The following is a 22,405-nucleotide window of genomic DNA, read 5'->3' as shown; positions in this document are numbered from 1 at the left end:
TTTTATGTAGATATTTATTGTTTTTATTTTTTTTAAATAGAATATTTTAATTTAAAAACTATTTTTATAGTATTACATTTATGATATTAAATAAAATTCAACAAAAAGCTCTTCATATAATTAATGAACCTTGTTTAATTTTAGCGGGAGCCGGTTCAGGTAAGACTAGTGTTATTATTAATAAAGTAGTAACATTAATTACAATCTATCAATATGATCCTAAAAAAATTTTTGCTGTTACATTTACTAATAAAGCTGCAAAAGAAATTGAATTACGATTATTTAAGAGATTGACGATTAAACAAATTCAAGATATTACTATATCGACATTTCATTCATTAGGTTTAAAAATTATTCGAAGTGAATATAAATGTCTAGGTTTAAAATCAAATTTTACTTTATTTGATGAAAGTGAACAATTACGGCTTTTAAAAAATATAACACGTAGTATGAAAAATTGTAATGTTTTTTTTTTAAAAAAACTACTATATCAAATTTCTTATTGGAAAAATAGATTATTAAATCCAAATTTAGCACGTAAATATACTAATTCTTCTGTAGATAAACAGTATATTTTTTTTTATGAAAAATATGATAGTTTTCTTAAACAACATAATATATTAGATTTTAATGACTTAATTTTTCTACCAACCATTTTATTAAAAAATAATATCAATATTAGATTACGTTGGCAAAAAAAAATTCAATATTTATTAGTAGATGAATATCAAGATATTAATATAAGTCAATATGAGCTAATTAAATTATTATGTGGATATAATTCTAATTTTACTGTGGTAGGTGATAATGATCAGTCTATTTATTCTTGGAGAGGTGCTCAACAAAAAATTTTTTATTTATTAAAATATGATTTTCCGAATTTAAATATTATTAAAATGGAACAAAATTATCGTTCTTCAGGTTGTATATTACATGCAGCTAATATTTTAATTTCAAATAATGCTAACTTTTTTAATAAAAAATTATTTTCAAAATTAGATTATGGTAATAAAATATATATTATTATGTCTATTAATGAAATATATGAAGCTCAAAAAATAATTACATATATTAAAAATCATAAAAAAAAAAATAATAAAAAATATAAAGATTATGCGATTTTATATCGTAGTAATTATCAAGTTAAGGTAGTAGAATCAGAATTAATTTATCAAAATATTCCTTATTATATTCATTCAGGACGATCTTTTTTTGATTTATTAGAAATTAAAGATTTATTAGCATATTTACGATTAATTATAAATCATAACGATGATTTAGCTTTTTTACGTATTATTAATACCCCGAATCGGAGGATAGGATTAGTTACACTAAAAAAGTTAAAAGATTTTGCACATATCAATAAAATTAGTCTTTTTGTTGCGAGTACTGATAAAAGAATAAAATTAAAATTACTGAAGAATGTTGTTTTACGATTAAATAATTTTTCCTTATGGATTTCAGAACTCTCTTCTTTTTTATCTTATTCACCAGAAAAAATTTTGAAAAAAGTTCTTCAAGATACAAATTATTTTTCGTGGATTTCATCTTGTTATAATGATGTTAATATTTCAGAAAAAAGAATACAAGATGTAATTTTTTTTTCAGAATGGTTTAAGAAAACATTAGTTGGTGATTGTTTTAATTTACCTATGAAATTGGAAGATGTATTAATACGTTTTTTTTGTGGTGATTTTAATCATCCAATTCAGGATAATAAAAATAAGAAATTTGATGGATTACAATTAATGACAATACACGCATCAAAAGGATTAGAATTTTCAGTAGTTTGTATTATTGGTGTTGAAGAAGGCACTTTACCACATAAAAAAAGTATTATGGATGGTAATATTACAGAAGAACGTCGTTTAATGTATGTAGGAATTACAAGAGCAAAAAATCAATTACTTCTTAGTTTTTGCAAAAAAAAGAAAAGATTTGGTATATTTGTTAATTTAAAACCCAGTCGATTTTTATTTGAATTACCAAAAAAAGAAATTTTTTGGGTAAAGTATATAGCTAAATAAAAATAATAATTTTTTTCAAATAAAATATGATATATATCATCGTCAATGAAACTTGTTAATTTTATATTAACTACAATTTTTTTTAACACATATAATTATTATTGTAAAAATTATTTTTATATATAAAAAATATATATTAGGATGTTTATGAAAATTACTAAAATTATTGAATTAACAGATAAAAATTTTGAAACAGAAGTTTTTTTAGCAAAAAAATTTGTTTTAGTTGACTTTTGGGCTGATTGGTGTGGACCTTGTAAAATATTATCACCAATTTTAGAAGAAATTGCTAATGAATATTCAGAAAAAGTTCTTATCGGTAAGATAAATATTGATACAAATAAAAAAATACCTATTGAATATTCTATACGGGGCATCCCTACTTTATTATTATTTAATAAAAATAAGATTATAGGAACTAAAATAGGTGTTTTATCTAAAACAGAGTTAAAAAATTTTTTAGATAAAAAATTATTAGATTAAATAAATTATTTTGTTTAGTTTGTTTGTTTTTTTATACGGGTAAATATAATAAAATAAATAATTTTATTATAAAAAACTGATTTTTTTAATTATTTTTTTCATATTTACCTTTTATTTACAATAATATAATTATATTTTTTGCATAAAAAAATAATATATTCAATATGAATTATTAAGTAATTCTATATATAGTATTTTTTTTTATATAAAAAATATTTTATAGTTTTTTTTCCAAATAGATTGAGAAATTCACTATTATGAATCTTACGGTATTAAAAAATACATCAGTATCAAAACTTATTATTTTAGGTGAAAAGATTGGTCTTGAAAATTTAGCTCGTATACGTAAACAAGATATTATTTTTTCTATTCTTAAACAACATTCTAAAAGTGGAGAAGATATATTTGGAGATGGTGTTTTAGAAATTTTACAAGATGGTTTTGGTTTTTTAAGATCTTCGGATTGTTCTTATTTAGCTGGTCCTGATGATATCTATGTATCTCCTAGTCAAATTCGTCGTTTTAATTTAAGAACAGGAGATACTATTTCTGGAAAAATTAGACCCCCTAAAGAAGGAGAAAGATATTTTGCTTTATTAAAAGTGAATAAAGTTAATTATGATCATCCAGAAAATTCACGTAATAAGATTTTATTTGAAAATTTAACACCTTTACATGCTAATTCTCGATTAAAAATGGAACGCGGTAATGGTTCAAAAGAAGATTTAACTGCTAGAGTATTAGATTTATCATCACCAATTGGTAGAGGTCAGCGAGGTTTAATTGTAGCACCACCAAAAGCAGGAAAAACAATATTATTACAAAATATAGCACAAAGTATTGCGTATAATCATTCTGATTGTTTTTTGATGGTTTTATTGATTGATGAAAGGCCTGAAGAGGTGACTGAGATGCAACGGTTAGTTAAAGGCGAAGTTGTTGCTTCTACTTTTGACGAACCAGCATCTAGACATGTTCAAGTTTCAGAAATGGTAATCGAAAGAGCAAAGAGATTAGTTGAACATAAAAAAGATGTTATCATTTTATTGGATTCAATTACTCGCTTAGCTCGCGCATATAATACTGTTGTTCCAGCTTCCGGAAAGGTATTAACAGGGGGTGTAGATGCTAATGCTTTACATAGACCTAAAAGATTTTTTGGGGCCGCACGTAATGTAAAAGAAGGCGGTAGTTTAACTATTATTGCTACGGCTTTGATTGATACAGGATCGAAAATGGATGAAGTAATTTATGAAGAATTTAAAGGAACTGGTAATATGGAATTACCATTATCTAGAAAAATAGCAGAGAAACGTGTTTTCCCTGCTATAGATTATAATCGTTCAGGAACGCGAAGGGAAGAATTGTTAACTGTTCCTGAAGAATTACAGAAAATGTGGATTTTACGAAAAATTATTCACCCAATGAGTGAAATTGATGCTATGGAATTTTTAATTAATAAATTATCTATGACGAAAACAAATGATGAATTTTTTAATATGATGAAAAGATCAAAATAATTTTTATTAAAATAAATATTTTTCTTTATGTTTAATTTAATTGGTATTATTTGGATTTAAGATTAATTTTTTGTTTAATTTAATTATTTGAATAAAAAAAAATTTATTTTATTTAATAAATAAAATAAAATACTAGATTTTTTTTATTAGTATATATATACTATGATTTTATAGATGATAAAAATTTGTTTTTATAATAAATATTATTTTTTTATATTAGATTTATATAAAATATTTTTGCGTCCGTAGCTCAATATGGATGGAGCATTACTTTCCGAAAGTAAAGGTCTCAGGTTCAAATCCTGTCGGGCGCAATTTAAAATCTATATTTTTTATTTATTTATTTGTTTTTTGGTGGTCATAGCTTAGCAGGTAGAGCTCTGGATTGTGATTCCAGCGGTCATGGGTTCAAATCCCATTGACCACCCAAATATATTTTTTAAATGTATTAATATACATAATGTAATTTTATTTTTGAAAACAAATAAATAAAATTTTTATCAGATAATATCGGCGAATAGCGCAGTTTGGTAGCGCAACTGGTTTGGGACCAGTGGGTCAGAGGTTCAAATCCTCTTTCGCCGATTATAATTAATATATTTATATTTTTTATTTTTTAATCTGATTAAGATTTGAAAAATATATTTTGTTTTTTGTTTGATTAAAAAATTCTTTTTCTAAAATATATTTAATTTTTTGATTAGTTCGAATACATTTCCATGTATTTTTTTTAAAAATTAAATGATATCCTTGATTTGATGTAGCTATCCATAATTGTTTTAGATATTCTTGAGAATTGATAATGATTTTATTTTTATTTTTAAATATTATTGTTATCATATTTTCTGAAAATATATAATCTAAATCTATTTTTTCTTCATATTTATTTATTATATTTTCTATAATTAATAATGTTTTTTTGAATTTTTGATGAAATGATGTAATATGCATATGTATCCTAATATAGAATATATTATTCAATAGTTTATTTTAAAATTTCATTATAACATTGATCTTTTTATATAAGGAACAATTAATTTGTTATTAAAAAAAAATACTGTTTTTTTTTCTAAAATGCACGGTTTAGGAAATGATTTTATCATAATTGATTCTTTAAAATATAATTTTTTTTTTCTTCAAAATTAATACAAAAATGGTCGAATAGGTTTTCAGGAATTGGATTTGATCAATTATTAGTAATTGAAAAATCAATATCTAAAAAAGCTCATTTTCATTATAGAATTTTTAATTCTAATGGGATCGAAGTTGAACAATGCGGAAATGGTGCTAGATGTATAGCATATTATTTGTTTATTAAAAAAAAAATTAGTAAAAAAAAAATTTGTGTTAGTACTAAAAATAGGTATTTATTTTTAGAGCATGTTATAAAAAATATTTTTAAAGTAGATATGGGTGAACCTCTCTTTTTACCCAATAAGATTCCTTTTTTACAAGAAAATGTGCAATATTATTATAATATTTTTGTTGATAAAAAAAAATATTCTATTAGTGTTGTTTCTTTAGGGAATCCTCATTGTGTACTACAAGTAGAAGATATTAATAGTTTCCCAGTTGATAAGATTGGTTTGAAATTATCAAAACATATTTCTTTTCCTGAAGGAGTTAATGTTGGATTTATGCAGATAATTTCTAAAAAAAAAATTTTGTTACGAGTATACGAAAGACATGTTGGTGAAACTCAAGCGTGTGGTAGTGGTGCTTGTGCCGCCGTGGCTGTAGGAATTAGGAATAAAATTTTATTTAATTATGTAACAGTGAAATTATTACAAGGGAAATTAAAAATTTTTTGGGATGGAATATTAGGGCATACATTGTATATGTCTGGAGAAGCATCACATGTTTATGATGGATTTATCACATATTAATTTATTTTAATATAATATTTTTTTTGAAAAAAATTTTTTATTAGTTAAATATTTTTTTATTTATTTTTTTTCGAAAAATATTAATTAAAACAATAATTTTATTAATTTTACTTATTATTTTCTTTATTAAAGTTAATTTTATTATTTGACTTTTTTTATATAGTGCAGTATATAAGCAATATACAGTTAATATTTAAATTAATTTTAAATATATTAAAATTTTTTTATATTAGAATTATTATATTAATTTTTTAATATATATTGAATAATATATATTTAATAATATATAGATTTTTTTTGAAAATATATTTAATTAAAAATTAAATATATATGAAAAAATATTTTTTATATTAATTTAAGTATAAAAATATATTGGTATATATTTTTATATTTTTTTGATAATTGAAATTTCATATTTTAATTATTTAATTACTTTTTTTAAAAAATATTTTATAAATTAATTTTATTGATATCTTGTATTTTATACATATAAAAGGACAGAAATATTATGTCATCAGTTTCTTTAATAAAATCTAATTTACATGTAAACTCAAAAATAATAAAAAAAATTGATAATGTTCGTATATTGCGTAATAAAAATTTAAATGATGTTGATGTTACAATAGTTAATTCAACACCTCCAAAATATACAGATTTTCTAAGTCCTGAGAATAAATATACTAAAAAACATGTAATTTATTCTGATCAAGATATTACTAATTATTCAGTAAATCGGGATGAGAATACTAATTTTATTCATACTCAATCTAAAAAAGAAGATTGTAATAATTCAATTAATGATTCTGATATTTTTCATGTTGCTAAAAATAGTAGTATACAATATACTATTCAAGATATTTTTGTAAAAATTTTTAATCAACCTCATATTAAATGGAATCTTTTAAACTCTTCTAATTTTTCAGATAAAACTATTCGTCAAGCAAAAAAATTACAAGAATCATTTAAAAAATTAATTCATACTGGTACTTTAGATAAAAAATTTTTAAGTAATATAAATGATAAAATAGTGTTTCTAAATGGAAAAATGATTCCTTCTGTGGAAGCTCCAGATATAGTTGATGTGTTTCAAACTTCTATTACAGATTATCAATCACAACAATTAATTTCTACATATCTACATCCTGAAATATTAGAAGCAGCATGGAAAAATTTATCCATACGTTATCCGGAAGTTAAAGATAGAACATCTTATAACGTTCATTATGCGTATGAAATTGATAATATTGGTCCAGGTGCATATAAATTAGCAGTTACAAAAATGGCGGATTTACAACCTTCTTATTCAAATGAAATGGATTTAGTGAATCAGTATGGTGTTAGAGCGGCTATGATTGTTACTAAAGATTCTAATCCAAAAATGAAATATTCATTTTTTGTGCAATAGTTATATTAAATTATAATTGTTTGTTAATTTCATAGTATTTATATATTTTTTGCATATCTTTAGAATTGATTCCTTTTTTAAGGGAATCAATTCCATAATAAATATTTTCTTATAATTAAGTATCACCAATAATTTTCACTAGTTATATGTCCAGGTTTTCTACGAAAATGTTTTCTCATTTTTTTTAATGAAAATAATATTTTTTGTGTATCTTTTATCATATTTGGGTTTCCACATAACATTACATGTGATTTCTTTTTATTTAATGGTTCTTTTGTAGATTTTTCTAGTTCTCCTGAAATAATTAAATCTGTTATACGCCCATACAGATATTTTTTATTTTTTTCTTGGCTTAATATTATTTTTATTTTTATTTTATTTTTGTATTTTTTTTTTATTTTTTTAAATAATTCTAAATAATTTAAATCTGTGCTATATTTTACTGCATATATTAAAATTATTTTTTTAAATTTATTTAATACATTTTCATTTTGTAATATAGAACAATATGGGCCTAGAGCCGTACCAGTAGAAATCATCCAAACATTTTCTTTACTTGGTAATTCTGAAAAAGTAAAAAAACCAAATGAATTTTTTTTAATAAAAATTTTATTATTATAAATATCATATAATTTCGGAGTAAGTTTTCCTTTATTAATTAATAAAATATAGAATTCTAAATTTTTATTAGTAGGATCATTCACAAATGAATAAGCTCTTTGTATTCTTTTTTTTTGTGAATTAATATATGACAATTTGGTAAATTGTCCGGCTATAAAAGAATTAATAGGAGCTGTAATAATTAATGTAAATAAATTATTTTTCCATTTTTTTAGATTTACTACATCTACTTTTAACCATTGATTCATATAGTAATATTCCAGTATTATATTGTATATAAAAATATATTTTTATTAAGATTTCATGTATGACATATATAGAAAAATTTAATTTTTTTTAATTGATTTAATTCTTTTAAAAAAAGTATTATTTTTTATATATATTGTTTAATATTTATTATGACTATTATTAATATTGTTATAGTTAATAATTTAATTTCAATAATATATATAAAAAATTTTTTTTAAAAACTATTTTTTTATTTAAAATAATTAAAATATTTTATAAATATTTTTTTATAAATATTTATAATTTATTGTATTAATTATATCAATAAATATTTTATATTTGAATGGTATCATTATGGTTTTAGAAGTATTTTCTAATTTAGAAATAAAAGTACAGGAATCAGTAGATTATATTTCATCATTAAAATTAAAAATTAATAATTTAAAATTAAAAAATAAAAATTTGAAGGAAAAATTAAAAAATATTTATTCTTTAAAAGAACGTATTGAAAAAAAAAATATTTTTATACAAGAAGAAAGAATTAAATGGAAATCTAAAATAAGATCTCTTTTAGATAAAATTAATAATTTAGAATAATAAATATTTAATTTAAAAAATAAAATTATGATTTATAATTGCCTATCATAAAGAATTATGTCTAGGATAGGCAATTATTTTCATGAATCTAATTTTTTTAAATACATATTTTTTAAATATTTTTTATAAAATAAATCGACTTAAATCTTGATTGTCTACTAGTTTTTCCAAATGTAGACTAACATAATTTTCATTAATATATATTTTTTTTCCAGATTGTTCGCTTGCATTAAATGAAATTTCTTCTATTAATTTTTCTAATACTGTATATAGTCGACGAGCTCCAATATTTTCCATAGATTCATTTATTTTCCAGGATGCCTCTGCAATTTTGCGAATTCCTTTTTTTGTAAAAACAATATCTACTCCTTCTGTTTTTATTAAAGAAATATATTGTGTAGTGATGGATGCATTTGGTTCTGTAAGAATTCTTTCAAAATCATCTATTGTTAGTGCGTTTAATTCTACACGTATAGGCAGTCTTCCTTGTAGTTCTGGTATTAAATCAGAAGGAGTTGATGTTTGAAAAGCTCCTGATGCAATAAACAATATGTGATCAGTTTTTACTACTCCATGTTTTGTAGATACAGTACATCCTTCAATTAATGGTAAAAGATCTCTTTGCACGCCTTCTCTAGATACATCTGAATTTGATGTCGAAGAATGATGTCTACAAATTTTATCAATCTCATCAATAAATACGATACTATTTTGTTCAACTGAATATATTGCTTGTTCTTTTATTTCTTCTAAATTTAGTAATTTTGTTGCTTCTTCTTCAATTATTAATTTCATTGCATCTTTAATTTTAAGTTTACGTAAATTTTTTTTTTTGCCTCCTAGGTTTTGAAATAAAGACTGTAGTTGATTAGTTAGTTCTTCCATACCAGGGGGTGACATTATTTCTATTCCAATAGGTGTAGAAGAAATTTGTATTTCAATTTCTTTATTATCAAGTTTCCCTTCACGCAGTTTTTTACGAAAAATTTCGATTGTATTTTCTGGTTTTTCTATTGAATTATCATTATTCCATTTACTATCTGGCACAGGAATTAAAATTTTTAAAATTTTTTCTTCTGCACGTTTTTTTGCTTTTTTTTTGTTTTTTTCTATATTTTGTGTGCGAATCATTTTGATCGCTAAATCTGTTAAATCACGAATGATAGAATCAACCTCTTTTCCTACATACCCAACTTCAGTAAATTTTGTTGCTTCTACTTTTATAAATGGCGCATTAACTAGTTTAGAAAGTCTACGTGCAATTTCTGTTTTTCCTACCCCCGTTGGTCCAATCATTAAAATATTTTTAGGAGTAATTTCATTACGTAATTCTGAATTTAATTGCATCCTTCTCCATCTGTTTCGTAAAGCGATAGCAACAGCGCGTTTGGCGTTTTCTTGTCCAATTATATGTTTATTTAATTCTTTCACAATGATTTGTGGGGTCATTTCCGGCATTAATCTTTCCTTATTATTTTTCTGAGTATATTTCATGTATAGTAAATGATTTATTTGTATATATACAAATATTAGCTGCTATTTTTAAGGATTTTTTTACTATTTTTGTTGCATTTAAAGTTGTATTTTTTATTAAAGCATATGCTGCTGATTGGGCGAATGGTCCCCCTGATCCAATTGCAATAATATCATTTTCTGGTTGTATTACATCACCATTTCCTGTAATTATTAGAGAATTTTTTTTATCTGCTACTGCTAATAACGCTTCTAGTTTTCGTAATAATCTATTATTTCTCCAATCTTTTGCTAACTCTATTGCAGATCTTTGTAATTGTCCTTGATATTTTTCTAGTTTTTTTTCAAACAATTCAAATAATGTAAAAGCATCAGCAGTTCCCCCTGCAAAACCTACGATTACTTGATTTTTGTAAATTGAACGAACTTTCTTTACATTACTTTTCATAATAGTGTTTCCAAATGTAGCTTGTCCATCACCACCAATTGCTACTTTCCCTTGAATACGGACACTTAATATAGTAGTCATAATTAATAGGTTCTCTAATTTTTTTATAAGTATACATATTTTAATTTTAATAGCGTATTTTTATTATTTACATATATATTTTATATAATTAAATATTGATTTTAAAAAATATTACATATACTATATGTATAGTTTTTATTAAAAATAAAAATTATTTTAATAAAATTTAGTATAATATTAGAAATTATCACTCAATTTTATAAGTATAAATCTACTTTTTATAGAGAATATATTATGAAAAAAAATATTCATCCACAATATAAAAAAATTTTTGCAATTTGTTCTTGTGGATATAAAATTCCTGTTTTTTCTACTAAAAATAGTGATATGTTGCTGGATTTATGTTCTCAATGTCATCCTTTTTATACAGGAAAACAAAGAACAATGAATAATAAAGGTCGAATAAAAAGATTTCAAAAACGTTTTAATTTTTTAGAAATAAAATAAAAGATTATTTTTTTTTGAAAAAAAGTATATAGTTTTAAAAAATAAAACTAGATATATGTCCGTTATCTATTTTTAATAGATTTTTATTAAACTGAATTTTTTGGTATAGGATTAAATTAAAAATAAAATTATTTTAAAAAAAAGTATAATTTTTTATTTTAATTTTTAAGAATAGTTAAAAATTAATAATTTTAAGCGGGAAACGAGATTCGAACTCGCGACCGCAACCTTGGCAAGGTTGTGCTCTACCAGCTGAGCTATTCCCGCAATAAATTATCATTCTTGATTATATAAAAATTATTTTTTTTTTGCAAGAATTATTTAAAATATTATTGTACAAAAATGTTTTTAGAAATGTTTATTATTTTGTTTTTATTAATATAATTATAATTATTTTTTTCATAAATTTTTTTTTAAATTAATAGAATTTTTAGATATTTTTTTTGATATATTAAATTTATCTATTTTTTTGTATAATAATTTTTATTATTTTTAAAATTAATAAAAATATTTTTTTTATATTTTATATGAAATATGTTTATTTTTATAAAATAATTTGAATATAAAAAGGTTATGTATGAAAAATATTAATCCAGTAAAGACTGCTGCATGGAAACAATTAAATAATCATTTTCTTGATATTAAAAATGTTCATATAAAAAATTTATTTCATTTAGATAAAAATAGATTTACAAATTATTCTATTATTTTTAATAATGAAATTTTAGTGGATTTTTCTAAAAATCGTATTACTGAAAAAACTTTACAATTATTATTATGTCTCGCTGAAGAATGTTATGTATTTGATGCTATAAAAAGTATGTTTTTAGGTAAATTAATTAATAAAACTGAAAATAGATCAGTATTACATATTGCTTTACGTAATAAATTAGATAGTAAAATTATTATTAATAATTTAGATATTATGTTTTCCGTGAAAAAAGAATTAAAAAAAATAAAAAATTTTTCTAATGAAATAATTACAGGTAGATGGAAAGGATATACTGGTAAAAGTATATCAGACGTTGTAAATATTGGTATTGGTGGTTCACATTTAGGTCCTTATATGGTGACTGAATCTTTAAAAGCTTATAAAAATCATTTGAATATTCATTATCTTTCTAATATTGATGGAACTAGTATTATTGAAATATTAAAAAAAGTTAATCTAGAGACAACTATTTTTTTAATAGCCTCTAAATCTTTTTCGACTGATGAAACTATTAGTAATGCAAATTATTTAAAAGATCAATTTTTTTTTAAAACTAATAATTTGAATTATTTTTCTAAACATTTTTTTGCTTTATGTGAAAATACTAGTTCAGCTTTAAATTTTGGTATTGATAAAAAAAATATTTTTAAATTTTGGGACTGGGTAGGCGGTCGTTATTCTGTATGGTCTGCTTCAGGTTTATCTGTCGCTTTATCTTTAGGTTTTCATAATTTTGAATTATTATTATATGGTGCTTATAGCATGGATCAACATTTTCTAAACGAAAAATTATCTACTAATATTCCTGTTATTTTAGCGCTAATAAATATTTGGTATACAAATTTTTTTCATACGGAAACAGAAGCAATTTTTCCTTATGATGAATATATGCATATTTTTCCTGAGTATTTGCAACAAAATTTTATGGAATCTAATGGTAAATCTATAGATCGTAATGGAAAATTAGTGACTTGGAATACAAGCCCGATTATTTGGGGTCAATCTGGTACTAATGGTCAACATTCTTTTTTTCAATTATTACATCAAGGTACAACTTTAGTGCCATGTGATTTTATTATTCCGGTACTTAGTCATAATCCTATTAATAATCATCATGAAAAATTATTATCGAATTTTTTAGCGCAAACTCGGTCTTTAGCTTTTGGTAATGATTATGATATTCATAAAAATGAAATTTCAAATAATTTTATTAATAAAAATAAATTATATCAATACTGTGAAGGTAATAAACCAAGTAACTCAATTATGTTGAAAAAAATTACTCCATATTCTTTAGGTTCCTTAATGGCTTTATATGAACATAAAGTTTTTGTTCAAGGTATTATTTTAAATATATTTAGTTTTGATCAATGGGGTGTAGAATTAGGGAAATCTGTAGCAAGTGATATATATAATAATTTATTATATAACAGTTTTAATAAGAAATATGATAGTTCTACAGAAGGGTTATTAAAAACTTATAAAAAATGGAATAATATTTTATAGACATATATAATAATATTTTAAATAAAAGATATTTTTATAAAAAATACTATAGAAAATATTTTTTATTAAAAAGATATATACAATTTTTTAGTTTTATTTTTTTAAAAAAATTTAATGAAAGATATAAATTATCTTTAACAATATATGATAAATAAAAAATGAATATTCAATCAATTATATTTTTCTTAATGGGCCCTACAGCAATAGGGAAAAGCGCTTTAGCTTTAAAAATAAAAAAAAAATTTCCTGAAATAGAATTATTGAGTGTAGATTCAAAATTAGTATATCAAGGTTTAGATATCGGTACAGATAAACCGAATAAAAAAGACTTAAAAGAAAATTTTCATCGTTTAATAAATATTAAATCACCGAAAGAAATTTATTCAGCTATTGATTTTTATAAAGATTCTATAAAAGAAATAAAAAATATTTTAAAATTTGGGAAAATTCCTTTATTAGTTGGAGGAACAATGTTTTATTTTAAAGTCTTACTAAATGGATTTGCTTATTTACCTCCATCTAATCCTTTAATTAGACAATATATTTTTGAAGAAATATGTTTTAAAAAAAAAAAAAGATTATTTGATATGTTAAAACAAATTGATATTATTTCTAGTAAAAAAATTCATATGAATGATGTTCAGCGTGTTTTACGTGCTGTTGAGATATTTTTTGTGTCAGGGGGATTTTCACGTAGTACATTAATTAAATCTATGCATACACAATTACCATATAAAGTATATCAATTTGGATTAATTCCATATAAAAAAGATCTTTTATATAAAAAAATAGAAGAACGTTTTAATAATATGTTAAATAATGGATTTGAAGACGAAGTACGTATTTTATATCAAAGTCAGTATTTAAATCCTTCTTTGCCATCTATTAATAGTATCGGTTACAAGCAAATGTGGATGTATTTACAAAATAAATGTACATATCAAGAAATGATTAATGATACTATTAAATCTACTCGTAAATTAGTTAAACATCAATTAACATGGTTAAATAATTGGAAAGATATTACATTAATAAATGATAATCAAATAAATATTTTAATAAAAAAAATTAAAAAAATATTAGAATGTAATAAATAAATTTTAATAAAATATATTTTTTTCATAAAGAATTTTAATATATATAAACTTTTATTTATTTCTAAAATATATAAATATAAAACTTGTATTTATTAAAAATGATATAGTAAAATTATTTTTTTATAAAAAAATTTTTTATTTTTATATATAGTATAATTATATTTTTTGAATTAAATAAGATTTATATAATTTTTTTTATATTTTTATTATATTTTTTTGATTTTTTTATTAATAAAAAATATTTTTTATTTAAAACTATTTTTTTTAATGAATATAATTATGTTAATATAATAGAATATTTTTTTAAGTTAGAAACAATTGAATTTTTGAATTTTTTTTAACTTTATATATATTAAATTTTTATTTATGTTTATATTTTAATAAAATAATTTAAACATTATATTTCTTATATTTTAAAGGAGTTTTATTAGTGCGTCACTATGAAATAGTCTTGATGATTAATCCGGATAAAAGTGAAAAAATTTCACAAATTATTGAATATTATTCAAATCTTATAATTACCAAAAAAGGAGTAATACATCGTTTAGAAGACTGGGGGCAGCGGGTATTATCATATCCGATAAAAAAATTAGAAAAAGCGCATTATATTTTAATGAATATTGAAGTATCAGTTGAATTTTTAAAATATTTAGAAAATAATTTTAAATTTAATATAAGTATAATCCGTTATCTTATTCTTTTATGTTCAGAAGCATTTAAGAAAATGTCACCTATATTACAGATTCAAGAGAATTCTAAAAAAGAATTAGTTTCTTCTAAAAACAATAGACGTAAAAATATAAAAAAAGTTTTAAGTTAAAATATTTTGATTTCATTTAAAATATACTATTATAATATTTATTATATTTCAGAGGTTTTATTATGATTCGTTATTTTCGTCGTAGAAAGTTTTGTAGATTTACAGCGGAAGGAATTAAATATATAGATTATAAAGATGTTGTTATGTTAAAAAATTATATTACTGAAAGTGGAAAAATTGTTCCTAGTCGTATTACTGGAACAAAGGCAAAATATCAAAGAAAATTATCTCGTGCTATTAAAATAGCTCGTTTTATTAGTTTAATCCCTTATACTGATCAACATAAATAAAAAAATAATTATTTTTTATAATATTAAAAATAATATTTTTAAGGTGTTTATATTATATGAAAGTTATTTTATTAAATACTATCGAGACATTAGGAAAAAAAGGTCAAGTAATCATTGTAAAAAATGGATATGCTAGAAATTATTTAATACCCACTAGTAGAGCTTTATTAGCTACTTCAAATAATATTAAAATTTTTGAAAAAACTAGAATATTTGCAGAAAAACAAGAACTTAATAAAAGAAAAAAAGCAATTAATAGTATTAAAATTCTTAAGTCAATAGGTGCAATTATTTTTTTTATGAAATCAAGTGAGAAAAAAAAAATTTTTGGTTCAATTGGAATAAAAGATATTATTAAACAGTTATCTTTAATTGGTCTTTTGGTTCAAAAAAATGAAATTAAATTACCTCAAGGTTTATTACGTTATTTAGGAATTCATGAAGTTGTATTTACTCCATATAAAAATATTTCTACTGTATTTAAAGTAGTTATTTTATCAAAATAAAATATTTATTGAAAATTAGGATTATTTTTATGTGTACGGATTCATTAAAATGCAGAATAAGAATTCTTGATTCTCGTATTGGAACGAATTTTTTTTTTCCTGAATATTTATCTAATGGATTATCTGGATTTTTTTTAAGAGCTTGTATTAAAGAAAAAATATATATTTTCTCTGAACAAACAATATTAATTTCTACAGGAATATTAGTCAATTTATTTGATAAAAATGTTGATATACTTATTAAGCCTTTACATAAAATAAAAGAAACATATAAAATTGTGATAGGTAATCCATTTAGTATAAAGAATTTTTTTTATAATAATGAATTAAAAATATCTATATGGAATTGTAGTAAAAAAATTTTTTGTATTCATCCAGGTGATCAAATTGCACAATTAATAATTCTTACTAATAAGAAAATTAAATTTTTATATATATAAAAATATTTTAATTGATGTATTTATTTTTCTATTAGTTATAAAACATATTATGGCCCTTGCTGGATTTGAACCAGCGACCAAACGATTATGAGTCGTGTGCTCTAACCACTGAGCTAAAGGGCCTTAAAATATCAATATTTTTCATGACTAATAATTAATAGTATATTATAGAACAAATTGATATACTAATCTATATTTTTTTTATTAATTTTATTAATAATAATTATTTTTAAAAAATTTTTTTAATTAATATAAAAAATATTTTTAATTATAAATTGACATCATATTTTTCATATGCTATATATCTTATATTCCTCTGTAGTTCAGTTGGTAGAACGGCGGACTGTTAATCCGTATGTCACTGGTTCGAGTCCAGTCAGGGGAGAATTTTTCTATTTATAAAAATTTATATAAAAAATATTAAAATATTTTATATAAAAATAATTAAATAATATTTACTTATATGTTAAAAAAACAGAATAATTGTGTTTCCTGTATAAATAATTCTTTTATTTTTTATGATTATGAAACCTTTGGTACCAATGTATCATTAGATAAAGTAGCTCAATTTTGTAGTATAGAAACCGATAGTACATTTAGTACTTTTTATAAAAAAACTGTTTTATTTTGTTATCCTCCTCTAGATTATTTGCCTGATCCAAAATCTATTTTAATTACTAAAATATTACCTGAATATACTAAAATTAATGGATTGAATGAATATTATTTTTCTAAAAAAATTTATAATATTTTTTCTCAAAAAAATGTATGTATAGTAGGTTATAATAATATTAATTTTGATAATTTATTTACACGTAATCTTTTTTATCGAAATTTATTTGATCCTTATGAATGGAGTTGGAAAAATAATAATTTTAGTTGGGATATTTTAAATATTTTACGTGCTTTTTATATATTTGATCCTGAAATTATGTTGTGGTTTTATAATGTTGATGGTACTGTTAGTTTTAAGTTATCTGATGTTACATTCATTAATAAAATTTCACATACTAATGCGCATGATGCTTTTTCTGATGTGATCGCTACTATTTTAGTAGCAAAATATTTGTATAATCGAAATAAAAAATTTTTTTTATTTTTATATAAAATATCTCATAAAAAAAATATATTATCTTTTATATATCAGAATTATAAAAAACCTTTTTTTTATTTATCCAGTTATTTTGGTTCTAAAAATAATAATTTTGGTTGTGTCATGATTATAGGTTTTCATCCATTATACAATAGTCATATTATTATTATTGATTTATCAATAAATTTAAAAAGTTTACTTAATTTATATCGTAATGATAAAGATAAGAAATTAAAAATTGAAAAATTATTTAATAATGGAATTAAAATTATTAATATAAATAGATCTCCATTATTATTTTCTTATAATTCTATTTCTTACAAAGATTGTAAAAGGTTAAAAATTAATTATCTACATTGTCAAAGAAATTTTTTTTTATTAAAAGATAATATTCAGATTAAAAATTGGATCATTTCATTTTTTTCACACAGTAATAATATTAAAGTTAATCAAGATATAGATTTGTTGTTATATAAAAATTTTTTTACTCATCAAGATAAATTATTATTTTCCTTTATTCATTGTAACCCCTTGTCTTCTTGGATTAGTTGGAATCCTGATTTTATTGATTGTAGAATTAAAAAAATTTTTTTTCGTTTAAAGGCTCGTAATTTTATAAATTTATTAAATAAATCTGAAAGAAAGAAATGGAAATTATATTGTCAAAAAAAAATAAATTTTACTGTTGTTGATAGTTATATTAAAAATATTCGTTTGTTACAGTTAAAATATGATATTAATCATAGTAATTATCTTTTATTAGACAAATTAATCGATTATGTTCATAAAATTATATATAAAATTAATAATTTAATTAAATAAAAATTTTTTCATTTTTTTTTCTAAATATATTCGATCTTGATCAAGAAACATATTTAGTTTTTTTTCATTAATAATTTTTGTTTGTTTTTTTAACCAATAAGTCCATGCTTTTTTAGATATTTCTTGATAAATTTTTTGTCCAATTTCTCCTGGAAAAAAAGGATAATCTAGACCTTCTTTTTTTTTTTTAAAAAAAGAGCAAAAAATTATACGTTTATTATTTTTTTTCATATTGTTTTCTTGTATTTTTTTTTTTAATATTATAAATATTTTTTTTACAGGTGCGGGAATACCAATTTTTTTGTTTAAAAAAATGTTATACCATATTTTTTTTAATTTATCTAATTTATCTTTATTTTTTTTTTTTATTTTGATTATTTGAGTAAGTATATATAATTTTAAATTACTTATATAGTGTATAAAAGGAGGTATAATTATATTATTTTTTTTTTTAATCTCTTTCCATTGATTAATTGGTATTGAAAAACAGGTTATCGGAAAATAAAATAATCCTTTCCAAATAGAAATATGATTTTGTTTTTTTAAAAAAAAAGAATTTTTATATTGTATTATTGAAAATAATATTCCAAATTTATCTTTTTTTTGATATTTTTTTTTTATTTGATCAAATTTATTATAAGAATAATTACAGTTATTATTTAAAGGACATATAGAACAATTAGGGAATTTATTTGTACAAATTAATGATCCTATATCCATCATAGATTGATTAAATTTGTTAGAATGATGAATAGGTAGATATTGATTAATTAAATCCCATAATATAGAATCTAATTGTTTTTTTTTTTTATTATGGATATTAATTAAATGATATCGTATTAAAATGCGTTTTATATTGCTATCTAAAATAGCATATCCAAAATTATATGCAAATGAGAGAATTGCTCCTGCTGTTGATGGACCAATACCTGGCAATTTTTTTACTTCATTAATATTTTTTGGAAATATTCCATTATATTTTTTTTGTATAATTATAGCTGTTTTATGTATATTATGCGCTCTTTGATAATATCCTAACCCACTCCATAAATATAGTATTTCATCTATTTTTGCTTTTGCTAATGATAATAAAGTAGGAAATTTTTTTTTAAATCTATTAAAATATGGAATTACTGTATTAACTTGAGTTTGTTGTAACATAATTTCAGATATCCAAATAAGATAAATATTTTTTTTTTGCCATGGTAAATTTTTTCGACCGTTATAGTGAAACCAATTAAGTATTTTTTGTGCAAATAACATATTTATCCTAATATTATTAAAAATAATTAAAATGTATGATATATTTGATTTTTTAAAAGTACATGTTTTTATTTATTCAAATGATATTTTTTTTGAATTTATATTTATATTTTCTATTTTAGAGAGTACTTATGTCTTCTATTAATGATTTTATTTGCAAGAAAAATAATAAATTTTTACATTCAGTTAAAAGTTATGTTGTCAGACAACGATATATGAATAAAAAAAAAAAACAATTTATATTATCACATTGGAAAAAATATGGAATTGATTTTTGTTATGTTCAACTAAATTTTTCTGTATTATTTCCCTTAAAACAATATATGATTGTGGAAATTGGTTTTGGTGATGGACATGTATTTGTACAGAAGGTTTTAAATAATCCACATATAAATTTTATTGGAATTGAAGTATACCCTTTAAGTATTTTTTCAGTGATTAAGTATGCTACTTTATATAAAGTAAATAATTTAAAAATAATATTTCATGATGCTATTGAAGTTTTAATATATATGATTCCAAATCATTCGATAAATATCTTACAAATTTTTTTTCCTGATCCATGGTTTAAATTAAAACATCATAAAAGAAGATTAATAAATAATAATTTTATTCATTTAGTAAAAAAGAAAATAATTTATACAGGTTATATGCATATAATTACAGATTGTCATTTATATTCAAAGAATATATCTATTTTAATGTCACAGAATTTATTTTTTAAACGTGTTTTTTTTAAAACGGTTATATTTCCATTATGTAATATTAATATCAAAACGAAATTTGAAAAAAAAGCTATATTATTAAATAATAATATTTTTGATTATAAATACCAACTTAATTTAAAATAATTTATAAATTTTTTATTTTATTTTTACTTTGACTATATAAATATAGATAAAAGAGAATTCAAATGTTTTCTCCCGTATGGTGTTACATTCCAACAATTATTTTTATCAATTAGATATCCTTTTTTTTTAGCTGTTAAAATTTTTTCTTGAATTATTTTTATTTTTAAATTTGTACTATTTTCAAAATTTGAATATGAAATTGGTTTCAATAATCTAAATTTATTTAAAAAGAATTCAAAGGGAATATCTTTTTTAGAAACAATATATTTTTTTTCTATATAATTTTTTTGTATATACATATAATCATTTTTAGTTTTTATCGTTCGAATAATTTTTTTATTTAATTGAGTAATTTTTCCATGTGCACCACATCCAATTCCTATATAATCACCAAAATTCCAATAGTTAAGATTATGTATACATTGATATTTTTTTTCTCTTGAAAAGGCTGATATTTCATATTGTTTATATCCTGATTTTTTTAGTATTCTTTTCCCTCTTGAACTAATTTTCTTTATATCTACAATAGATGGTAATGAAATATTTTTTGTATAAAATTGAGTATTTGGTTCAATATCTAGTTGATACCATGAGATATGTTCTGGTTTTAAATTTATAGTTTGTATTAAATCATCAAGAGCATCTTGAATAGTTTGCTGGGGTAATCCATACATAATATCTATATTTAAATTTCTATTTTCTATATTTTTAGTAACATTAATTAACTTAATTACTGATTTTTTTTCATAGTTTCTTTCAATTTTTTTTAATAAATTATTTTTAAAAGTTTGTACTCCAATTGAAAATCTATTCACCCCCGCATTATGATATTCTATTATTTTTTTTTTTTGATGATCATCCGGATTGATTTCTATAGAAATCTCTATTTTTTTTGAAATATGCATAATTTTTTTAATTTTTAAAATTAGTAATTTTATTGTATTACTTTTTAATAAACTTGGAGTTCCCCCTCCAATAAAAATTGATTTAATTTCTCTATTTTCAATAATTTTTATATCTTTTTTTAAGTCTTTAATTATATGATATATATATTTGTCTTCTGATATTTTTTTAGAATATTTATATGAATGAAAATCACAATAAGGACATTTTTTTATACACCAAGGTATATGAATATATAAACTAATTGGTGGTAAAATATATTTTTTTTTCTTATACATAAGATTTTAATGATAATGTGAATTATTTAAAAAGAATAATTATATTTTTTATATAAAGAATTTATTTTTATAAAAAAAAATATAATTTTTTTTAAAATAAATCTTTATTGATTTCTAACCAACTATCAAGAATTATTTTTGCTGAAATAGAATGTATACAGTATGATTTTTTATTTTTAATTTTTTTGTTTTTAGAAAATAATTTAGCTTCTGTTGTTGAATAATTTTCATCATGTAAATAAATATTTTTTTTAAAACGTTTTTTTATTTTTTTACTAAAATTTTTTATTTTTTTATTGATATTTTTTTTAATTTTATATGGATAACCTATAATAATGTATATTGGATTCCAATATTTAATGATATTATCAATTTTTTCCCAAAAAATATTTTTTTTATCATTTATAATAGATTGGATGGGAAAAGAATAGTTTAATTTAGTTTCAGATATAGCTACACCAATAATTTTACTACCATAGTCGAAAGATAAAATAATCATATTAATAATTATGAATTAATTGAGAAGTATTTACTATATTTTTATTTATTTAAGTATTTCAAATTATTTTTTGAATATGATATTTATATCATAAATATAAATATTTTTC

General features: G+C 20.7%; 21 protein-coding genes, 6 tRNA genes and 1 pseudogene. 19 read left to right on the top strand and 9 right to left on the bottom strand.

All coding sequences use genetic code 11. The features are described from left to right. Positions 1-80 precede the first annotated feature (80 nt). The 6 genes from BUCIPICE3303_RS01995 to BUCIPICE3303_RS01970 all read left to right on the top strand — a co-directional run bounded on the left by BUCIPICE3303_RS01995 (position 81) and on the right by BUCIPICE3303_RS01970 (position 4,615). On the top strand, positions 81-2,027 hold the full coding sequence (locus BUCIPICE3303_RS01995) for a UvrD-helicase domain-containing protein (protein WP_154049429.1): 1,947 nt from the start codon (positions 81-83) through the stop codon (positions 2,025-2,027). 147 nt (positions 2,028-2,174) lie between these two features. Further along, the gene (gene trxA, locus BUCIPICE3303_RS01990) at positions 2,175-2,510 is read left to right on the top strand and encodes a thioredoxin (protein WP_154049428.1); all 336 of its coding nucleotides are present in this window, start codon (positions 2,175-2,177) and stop codon (positions 2,508-2,510) included. Between the two features lie 257 nt (positions 2,511-2,767). Then, complete coding sequence (rho, locus tag BUCIPICE3303_RS01985; protein ID WP_154049427.1) at positions 2,768-4,030, top strand: transcription termination factor Rho; 1,263 nt, start codon at positions 2,768-2,770, stop codon at positions 4,028-4,030. Positions 4,031-4,269: 239 nt separating this feature from the next. Further along, positions 4,270-4,344 (top strand) — tRNA-Arg (locus BUCIPICE3303_RS01980). Positions 4,345-4,384: 40 nt separating this feature from the next. After that, positions 4,385-4,457 (top strand) — tRNA-His (locus BUCIPICE3303_RS01975). Positions 4,458-4,541: 84 nt separating this feature from the next. Beyond that, a tRNA-Pro gene (locus BUCIPICE3303_RS01970) sits at positions 4,542-4,615 on the top strand. Between the two features lie 24 nt (positions 4,616-4,639). On the opposite strand, the gene cyaY is transcribed toward BUCIPICE3303_RS01970, so the two are convergent. After that, positions 4,640-4,981: an iron donor protein CyaY gene (cyaY, locus tag BUCIPICE3303_RS01965; RefSeq protein WP_154049426.1), complete on the bottom strand. Its 342-nt coding sequence runs from the start codon at positions 4,979-4,981 to the stop codon at positions 4,640-4,642. 123 nt (positions 4,982-5,104) lie between these two features. On the opposite strand from cyaY, the pseudogene dapF reads away from it, so the two are divergent. Continuing rightward, positions 5,105-5,916, top strand: a pseudogene (gene dapF / locus BUCIPICE3303_RS01960) (diaminopimelate epimerase). Between the two features lie 508 nt (positions 5,917-6,424). Continuing rightward, positions 6,425-7,321 carry a hypothetical protein gene (locus tag BUCIPICE3303_RS01955; RefSeq protein WP_154049425.1) on the top strand — a complete coding sequence of 299 codons (897 nt, stop codon included), beginning with the start codon at positions 6,425-6,427 and terminating at the stop codon, positions 7,319-7,321. 122 nt (positions 7,322-7,443) lie between these two features. On the opposite strand, the gene BUCIPICE3303_RS01950 is transcribed toward BUCIPICE3303_RS01955, so the two are convergent. Then, positions 7,444-8,190 (bottom strand): ferredoxin--NADP reductase, encoded by a 747-nt coding sequence (locus tag BUCIPICE3303_RS01950; RefSeq protein ID WP_154049424.1) that lies wholly within the window; start codon positions 8,188-8,190, stop codon positions 7,444-7,446. 334 nt (positions 8,191-8,524) lie between these two features. Here BUCIPICE3303_RS01950 and zapB point away from each other — a divergent pair, with 334 nt between their 5' ends. Beyond that, positions 8,525-8,767, top strand: coding sequence for a cell division protein ZapB (gene zapB / locus BUCIPICE3303_RS01945; protein ID WP_154049423.1), 243 nt, complete (start codon positions 8,525-8,527; stop codon positions 8,765-8,767). A 123-nt stretch (positions 8,768-8,890) separates the two neighbouring features. Here the strand turns inward: zapB and hslU are convergent, their stop codons facing one another. Both hslU and hslV read right to left on the bottom strand, forming a co-directional pair. Continuing rightward, positions 8,891-10,225: an HslU--HslV peptidase ATPase subunit gene (hslU, locus tag BUCIPICE3303_RS01940; RefSeq protein ID WP_154049422.1), complete on the bottom strand. Its 1,335-nt coding sequence runs from the start codon at positions 10,223-10,225 to the stop codon at positions 8,891-8,893. Positions 10,226-10,238: 13 nt separating this feature from the next. Beyond that, positions 10,239-10,769 carry an ATP-dependent protease subunit HslV gene (hslV, locus tag BUCIPICE3303_RS01935; protein WP_154049421.1) on the bottom strand — a complete coding sequence of 177 codons (531 nt, stop codon included), beginning with the start codon at positions 10,767-10,769 and terminating at the stop codon, positions 10,239-10,241. Between the two features lie 234 nt (positions 10,770-11,003). Here hslV and rpmE point away from each other — a divergent pair, with 234 nt between their 5' ends. Further along, complete coding sequence (gene rpmE / locus BUCIPICE3303_RS01930; RefSeq protein ID WP_154049420.1) at positions 11,004-11,216, top strand: 50S ribosomal protein L31; 213 nt, start codon at positions 11,004-11,006, stop codon at positions 11,214-11,216. Between the two features lie 194 nt (positions 11,217-11,410). Here the strand turns inward: rpmE and BUCIPICE3303_RS01925 are convergent. Beyond that, positions 11,411-11,483, bottom strand: a tRNA-Gly gene (locus tag BUCIPICE3303_RS01925). A gap of 310 nt (positions 11,484-11,793) precedes the next feature. Here BUCIPICE3303_RS01925 and pgi point away from each other — a divergent pair. The 6 genes from pgi (at position 11,794) to BUCIPICE3303_RS01895 (ending at position 16,587) form a co-directional block, all read left to right on the top strand. After that, a complete protein-coding gene (pgi, locus tag BUCIPICE3303_RS01920; RefSeq protein ID WP_154049419.1) occupies positions 11,794-13,434 on the top strand; it encodes a glucose-6-phosphate isomerase in 1,641 nt (546 codons plus the stop codon). Positions 13,435-13,622: 188 nt separating this feature from the next. Next, positions 13,623-14,531 (top strand): tRNA (adenosine(37)-N6)-dimethylallyltransferase MiaA, encoded by a 909-nt coding sequence (gene miaA, locus BUCIPICE3303_RS01915; protein WP_232512974.1) that lies wholly within the window; start codon positions 13,623-13,625, stop codon positions 14,529-14,531. A 430-nt stretch (positions 14,532-14,961) separates the two neighbouring features. Then, entirely contained in the window at positions 14,962-15,351 is a 390-nt protein-coding gene (gene rpsF / locus BUCIPICE3303_RS01910; protein WP_154049417.1) for a 30S ribosomal protein S6, read from the top strand. Positions 15,352-15,413: 62 nt separating this feature from the next. Then, on the top strand, positions 15,414-15,641 hold the full coding sequence (gene rpsR / locus BUCIPICE3303_RS01905) for a 30S ribosomal protein S18 (RefSeq protein ID WP_154049416.1): 228 nt from the start codon (positions 15,414-15,416) through the stop codon (positions 15,639-15,641). A gap of 56 nt (positions 15,642-15,697) precedes the next feature. After that, entirely contained in the window at positions 15,698-16,147 is a 450-nt protein-coding gene (rplI, locus tag BUCIPICE3303_RS01900; protein WP_154049415.1) for a 50S ribosomal protein L9, read from the top strand. Between the two features lie 29 nt (positions 16,148-16,176). After that, on the top strand, positions 16,177-16,587 hold the full coding sequence (locus tag BUCIPICE3303_RS01895) for a dUTP diphosphatase (protein WP_154049414.1): 411 nt from the start codon (positions 16,177-16,179) through the stop codon (positions 16,585-16,587). 50 nt (positions 16,588-16,637) lie between these two features. Here BUCIPICE3303_RS01895 and BUCIPICE3303_RS01890 read toward each other — a convergent pair. After that, positions 16,638-16,710, bottom strand: a tRNA-Ile gene (locus tag BUCIPICE3303_RS01890). A 189-nt stretch (positions 16,711-16,899) separates the two neighbouring features. Between BUCIPICE3303_RS01890 and BUCIPICE3303_RS01885 the strand changes: the two genes are divergently transcribed. Both BUCIPICE3303_RS01885 and sbcB read left to right on the top strand, forming a co-directional pair. Beyond that, positions 16,900-16,972: transfer RNA gene (locus BUCIPICE3303_RS01885), tRNA-Asn, on the top strand. Between the two features lie 78 nt (positions 16,973-17,050). Continuing rightward, the gene (sbcB, locus tag BUCIPICE3303_RS01880; protein ID WP_154049413.1) at positions 17,051-18,502 is read left to right on the top strand and encodes an exodeoxyribonuclease I; all 1,452 of its coding nucleotides are present in this window, start codon (positions 17,051-17,053) and stop codon (positions 18,500-18,502) included. On the opposite strand, the gene mutY is transcribed toward sbcB, so the two are convergent. After that, a complete protein-coding gene (mutY, locus tag BUCIPICE3303_RS01875) occupies positions 18,491-19,765 on the bottom strand; it encodes an A/G-specific adenine glycosylase (RefSeq protein ID WP_154049412.1) in 1,275 nt (424 codons plus the stop codon). The two genes, sbcB and mutY, sit on opposite strands and share 12 nt — an antisense overlap. Positions 19,766-19,896: 131 nt before the next feature. Between mutY and trmB the strand changes: the two genes are divergently transcribed. After that, entirely contained in the window at positions 19,897-20,616 is a 720-nt protein-coding gene (trmB, locus tag BUCIPICE3303_RS01870) for a tRNA (guanosine(46)-N7)-methyltransferase TrmB (protein ID WP_154049411.1), read from the top strand. Positions 20,617-20,648: 32 nt separating this feature from the next. Here trmB and hemW read toward each other — a convergent pair whose 3' ends face one another. After that, positions 20,649-21,797 carry a radical SAM family heme chaperone HemW gene (gene hemW, locus BUCIPICE3303_RS01865; protein ID WP_154049410.1) on the bottom strand — a complete coding sequence of 383 codons (1,149 nt, stop codon included), beginning with the start codon at positions 21,795-21,797 and terminating at the stop codon, positions 20,649-20,651. A gap of 91 nt (positions 21,798-21,888) precedes the next feature. Next, entirely contained in the window at positions 21,889-22,296 is a 408-nt protein-coding gene (gene ruvX / locus BUCIPICE3303_RS01860; RefSeq protein WP_154049409.1) for a Holliday junction resolvase RuvX, read from the bottom strand. Positions 22,297-22,405: the final 109 nt, after the last annotated feature.

The organism is Buchnera aphidicola (Cinara piceae), assembly GCF_900699035.1.
Classification (GTDB): Bacteria; Pseudomonadota; Gammaproteobacteria; order Enterobacterales; family Enterobacteriaceae; genus Buchnera_F; species Buchnera_F aphidicola_AV.
This window is presented reverse-complemented; position numbering and strand designations above follow the sequence as displayed.

Coding starts and splice junctions, on each gene's coding strand:
- BUCIPICE3303_RS01995 (WP_154049429.1), top strand. CDS start 81: ATGATATTAAATAAAATTCAACAAAAAGCTCTTCATATAATTAATGAA.
- trxA (WP_154049428.1), top strand. CDS start 2,175: ATGAAAATTACTAAAATTATTGAATTAACAGATAAAAATTTTGAAACA.
- rho (WP_154049427.1), top strand. CDS start 2,768: ATGAATCTTACGGTATTAAAAAATACATCAGTATCAAAACTTATTATT.
- cyaY (WP_154049426.1), bottom strand. CDS start 4,981: ATGCATATTACATCATTTCATCAAAAATTCAAAAAAACATTATTAATT.
- BUCIPICE3303_RS01955 (WP_154049425.1), top strand. CDS start 6,425: ATGTCATCAGTTTCTTTAATAAAATCTAATTTACATGTAAACTCAAAA.
- BUCIPICE3303_RS01950 (WP_154049424.1), bottom strand. CDS start 8,190: ATGAATCAATGGTTAAAAGTAGATGTAGTAAATCTAAAAAAATGGAAA.
- zapB (WP_154049423.1), top strand. CDS start 8,525: ATGGTTTTAGAAGTATTTTCTAATTTAGAAATAAAAGTACAGGAATCA.
- hslU (WP_154049422.1), bottom strand. CDS start 10,225: ATGCCGGAAATGACCCCACAAATCATTGTGAAAGAATTAAATAAACAT.
- hslV (WP_154049421.1), bottom strand. CDS start 10,769: ATGACTACTATATTAAGTGTCCGTATTCAAGGGAAAGTAGCAATTGGT.
- rpmE (WP_154049420.1), top strand. CDS start 11,004: ATGAAAAAAAATATTCATCCACAATATAAAAAAATTTTTGCAATTTGT.
- pgi (WP_154049419.1), top strand. CDS start 11,794: ATGAAAAATATTAATCCAGTAAAGACTGCTGCATGGAAACAATTAAAT.
- miaA (WP_232512974.1), top strand. CDS start 13,623: ATGGGCCCTACAGCAATAGGGAAAAGCGCTTTAGCTTTAAAAATAAAA.
- rpsR (WP_154049416.1), top strand. CDS start 15,414: ATGATTCGTTATTTTCGTCGTAGAAAGTTTTGTAGATTTACAGCGGAA.
- rplI (WP_154049415.1), top strand. CDS start 15,698: ATGAAAGTTATTTTATTAAATACTATCGAGACATTAGGAAAAAAAGGT.
- BUCIPICE3303_RS01895 (WP_154049414.1), top strand. CDS start 16,177: ATGTGTACGGATTCATTAAAATGCAGAATAAGAATTCTTGATTCTCGT.
- sbcB (WP_154049413.1), top strand. CDS start 17,051: ATGTTAAAAAAACAGAATAATTGTGTTTCCTGTATAAATAATTCTTTT.
- mutY (WP_154049412.1), bottom strand. CDS start 19,765: ATGTTATTTGCACAAAAAATACTTAATTGGTTTCACTATAACGGTCGA.
- trmB (WP_154049411.1), top strand. CDS start 19,897: ATGTCTTCTATTAATGATTTTATTTGCAAGAAAAATAATAAATTTTTA.
- hemW (WP_154049410.1), bottom strand. CDS start 21,797: ATGTATAAGAAAAAAAAATATATTTTACCACCAATTAGTTTATATATT.
- ruvX (WP_154049409.1), bottom strand. CDS start 22,296: ATGATTATTTTATCTTTCGACTATGGTAGTAAAATTATTGGTGTAGCT.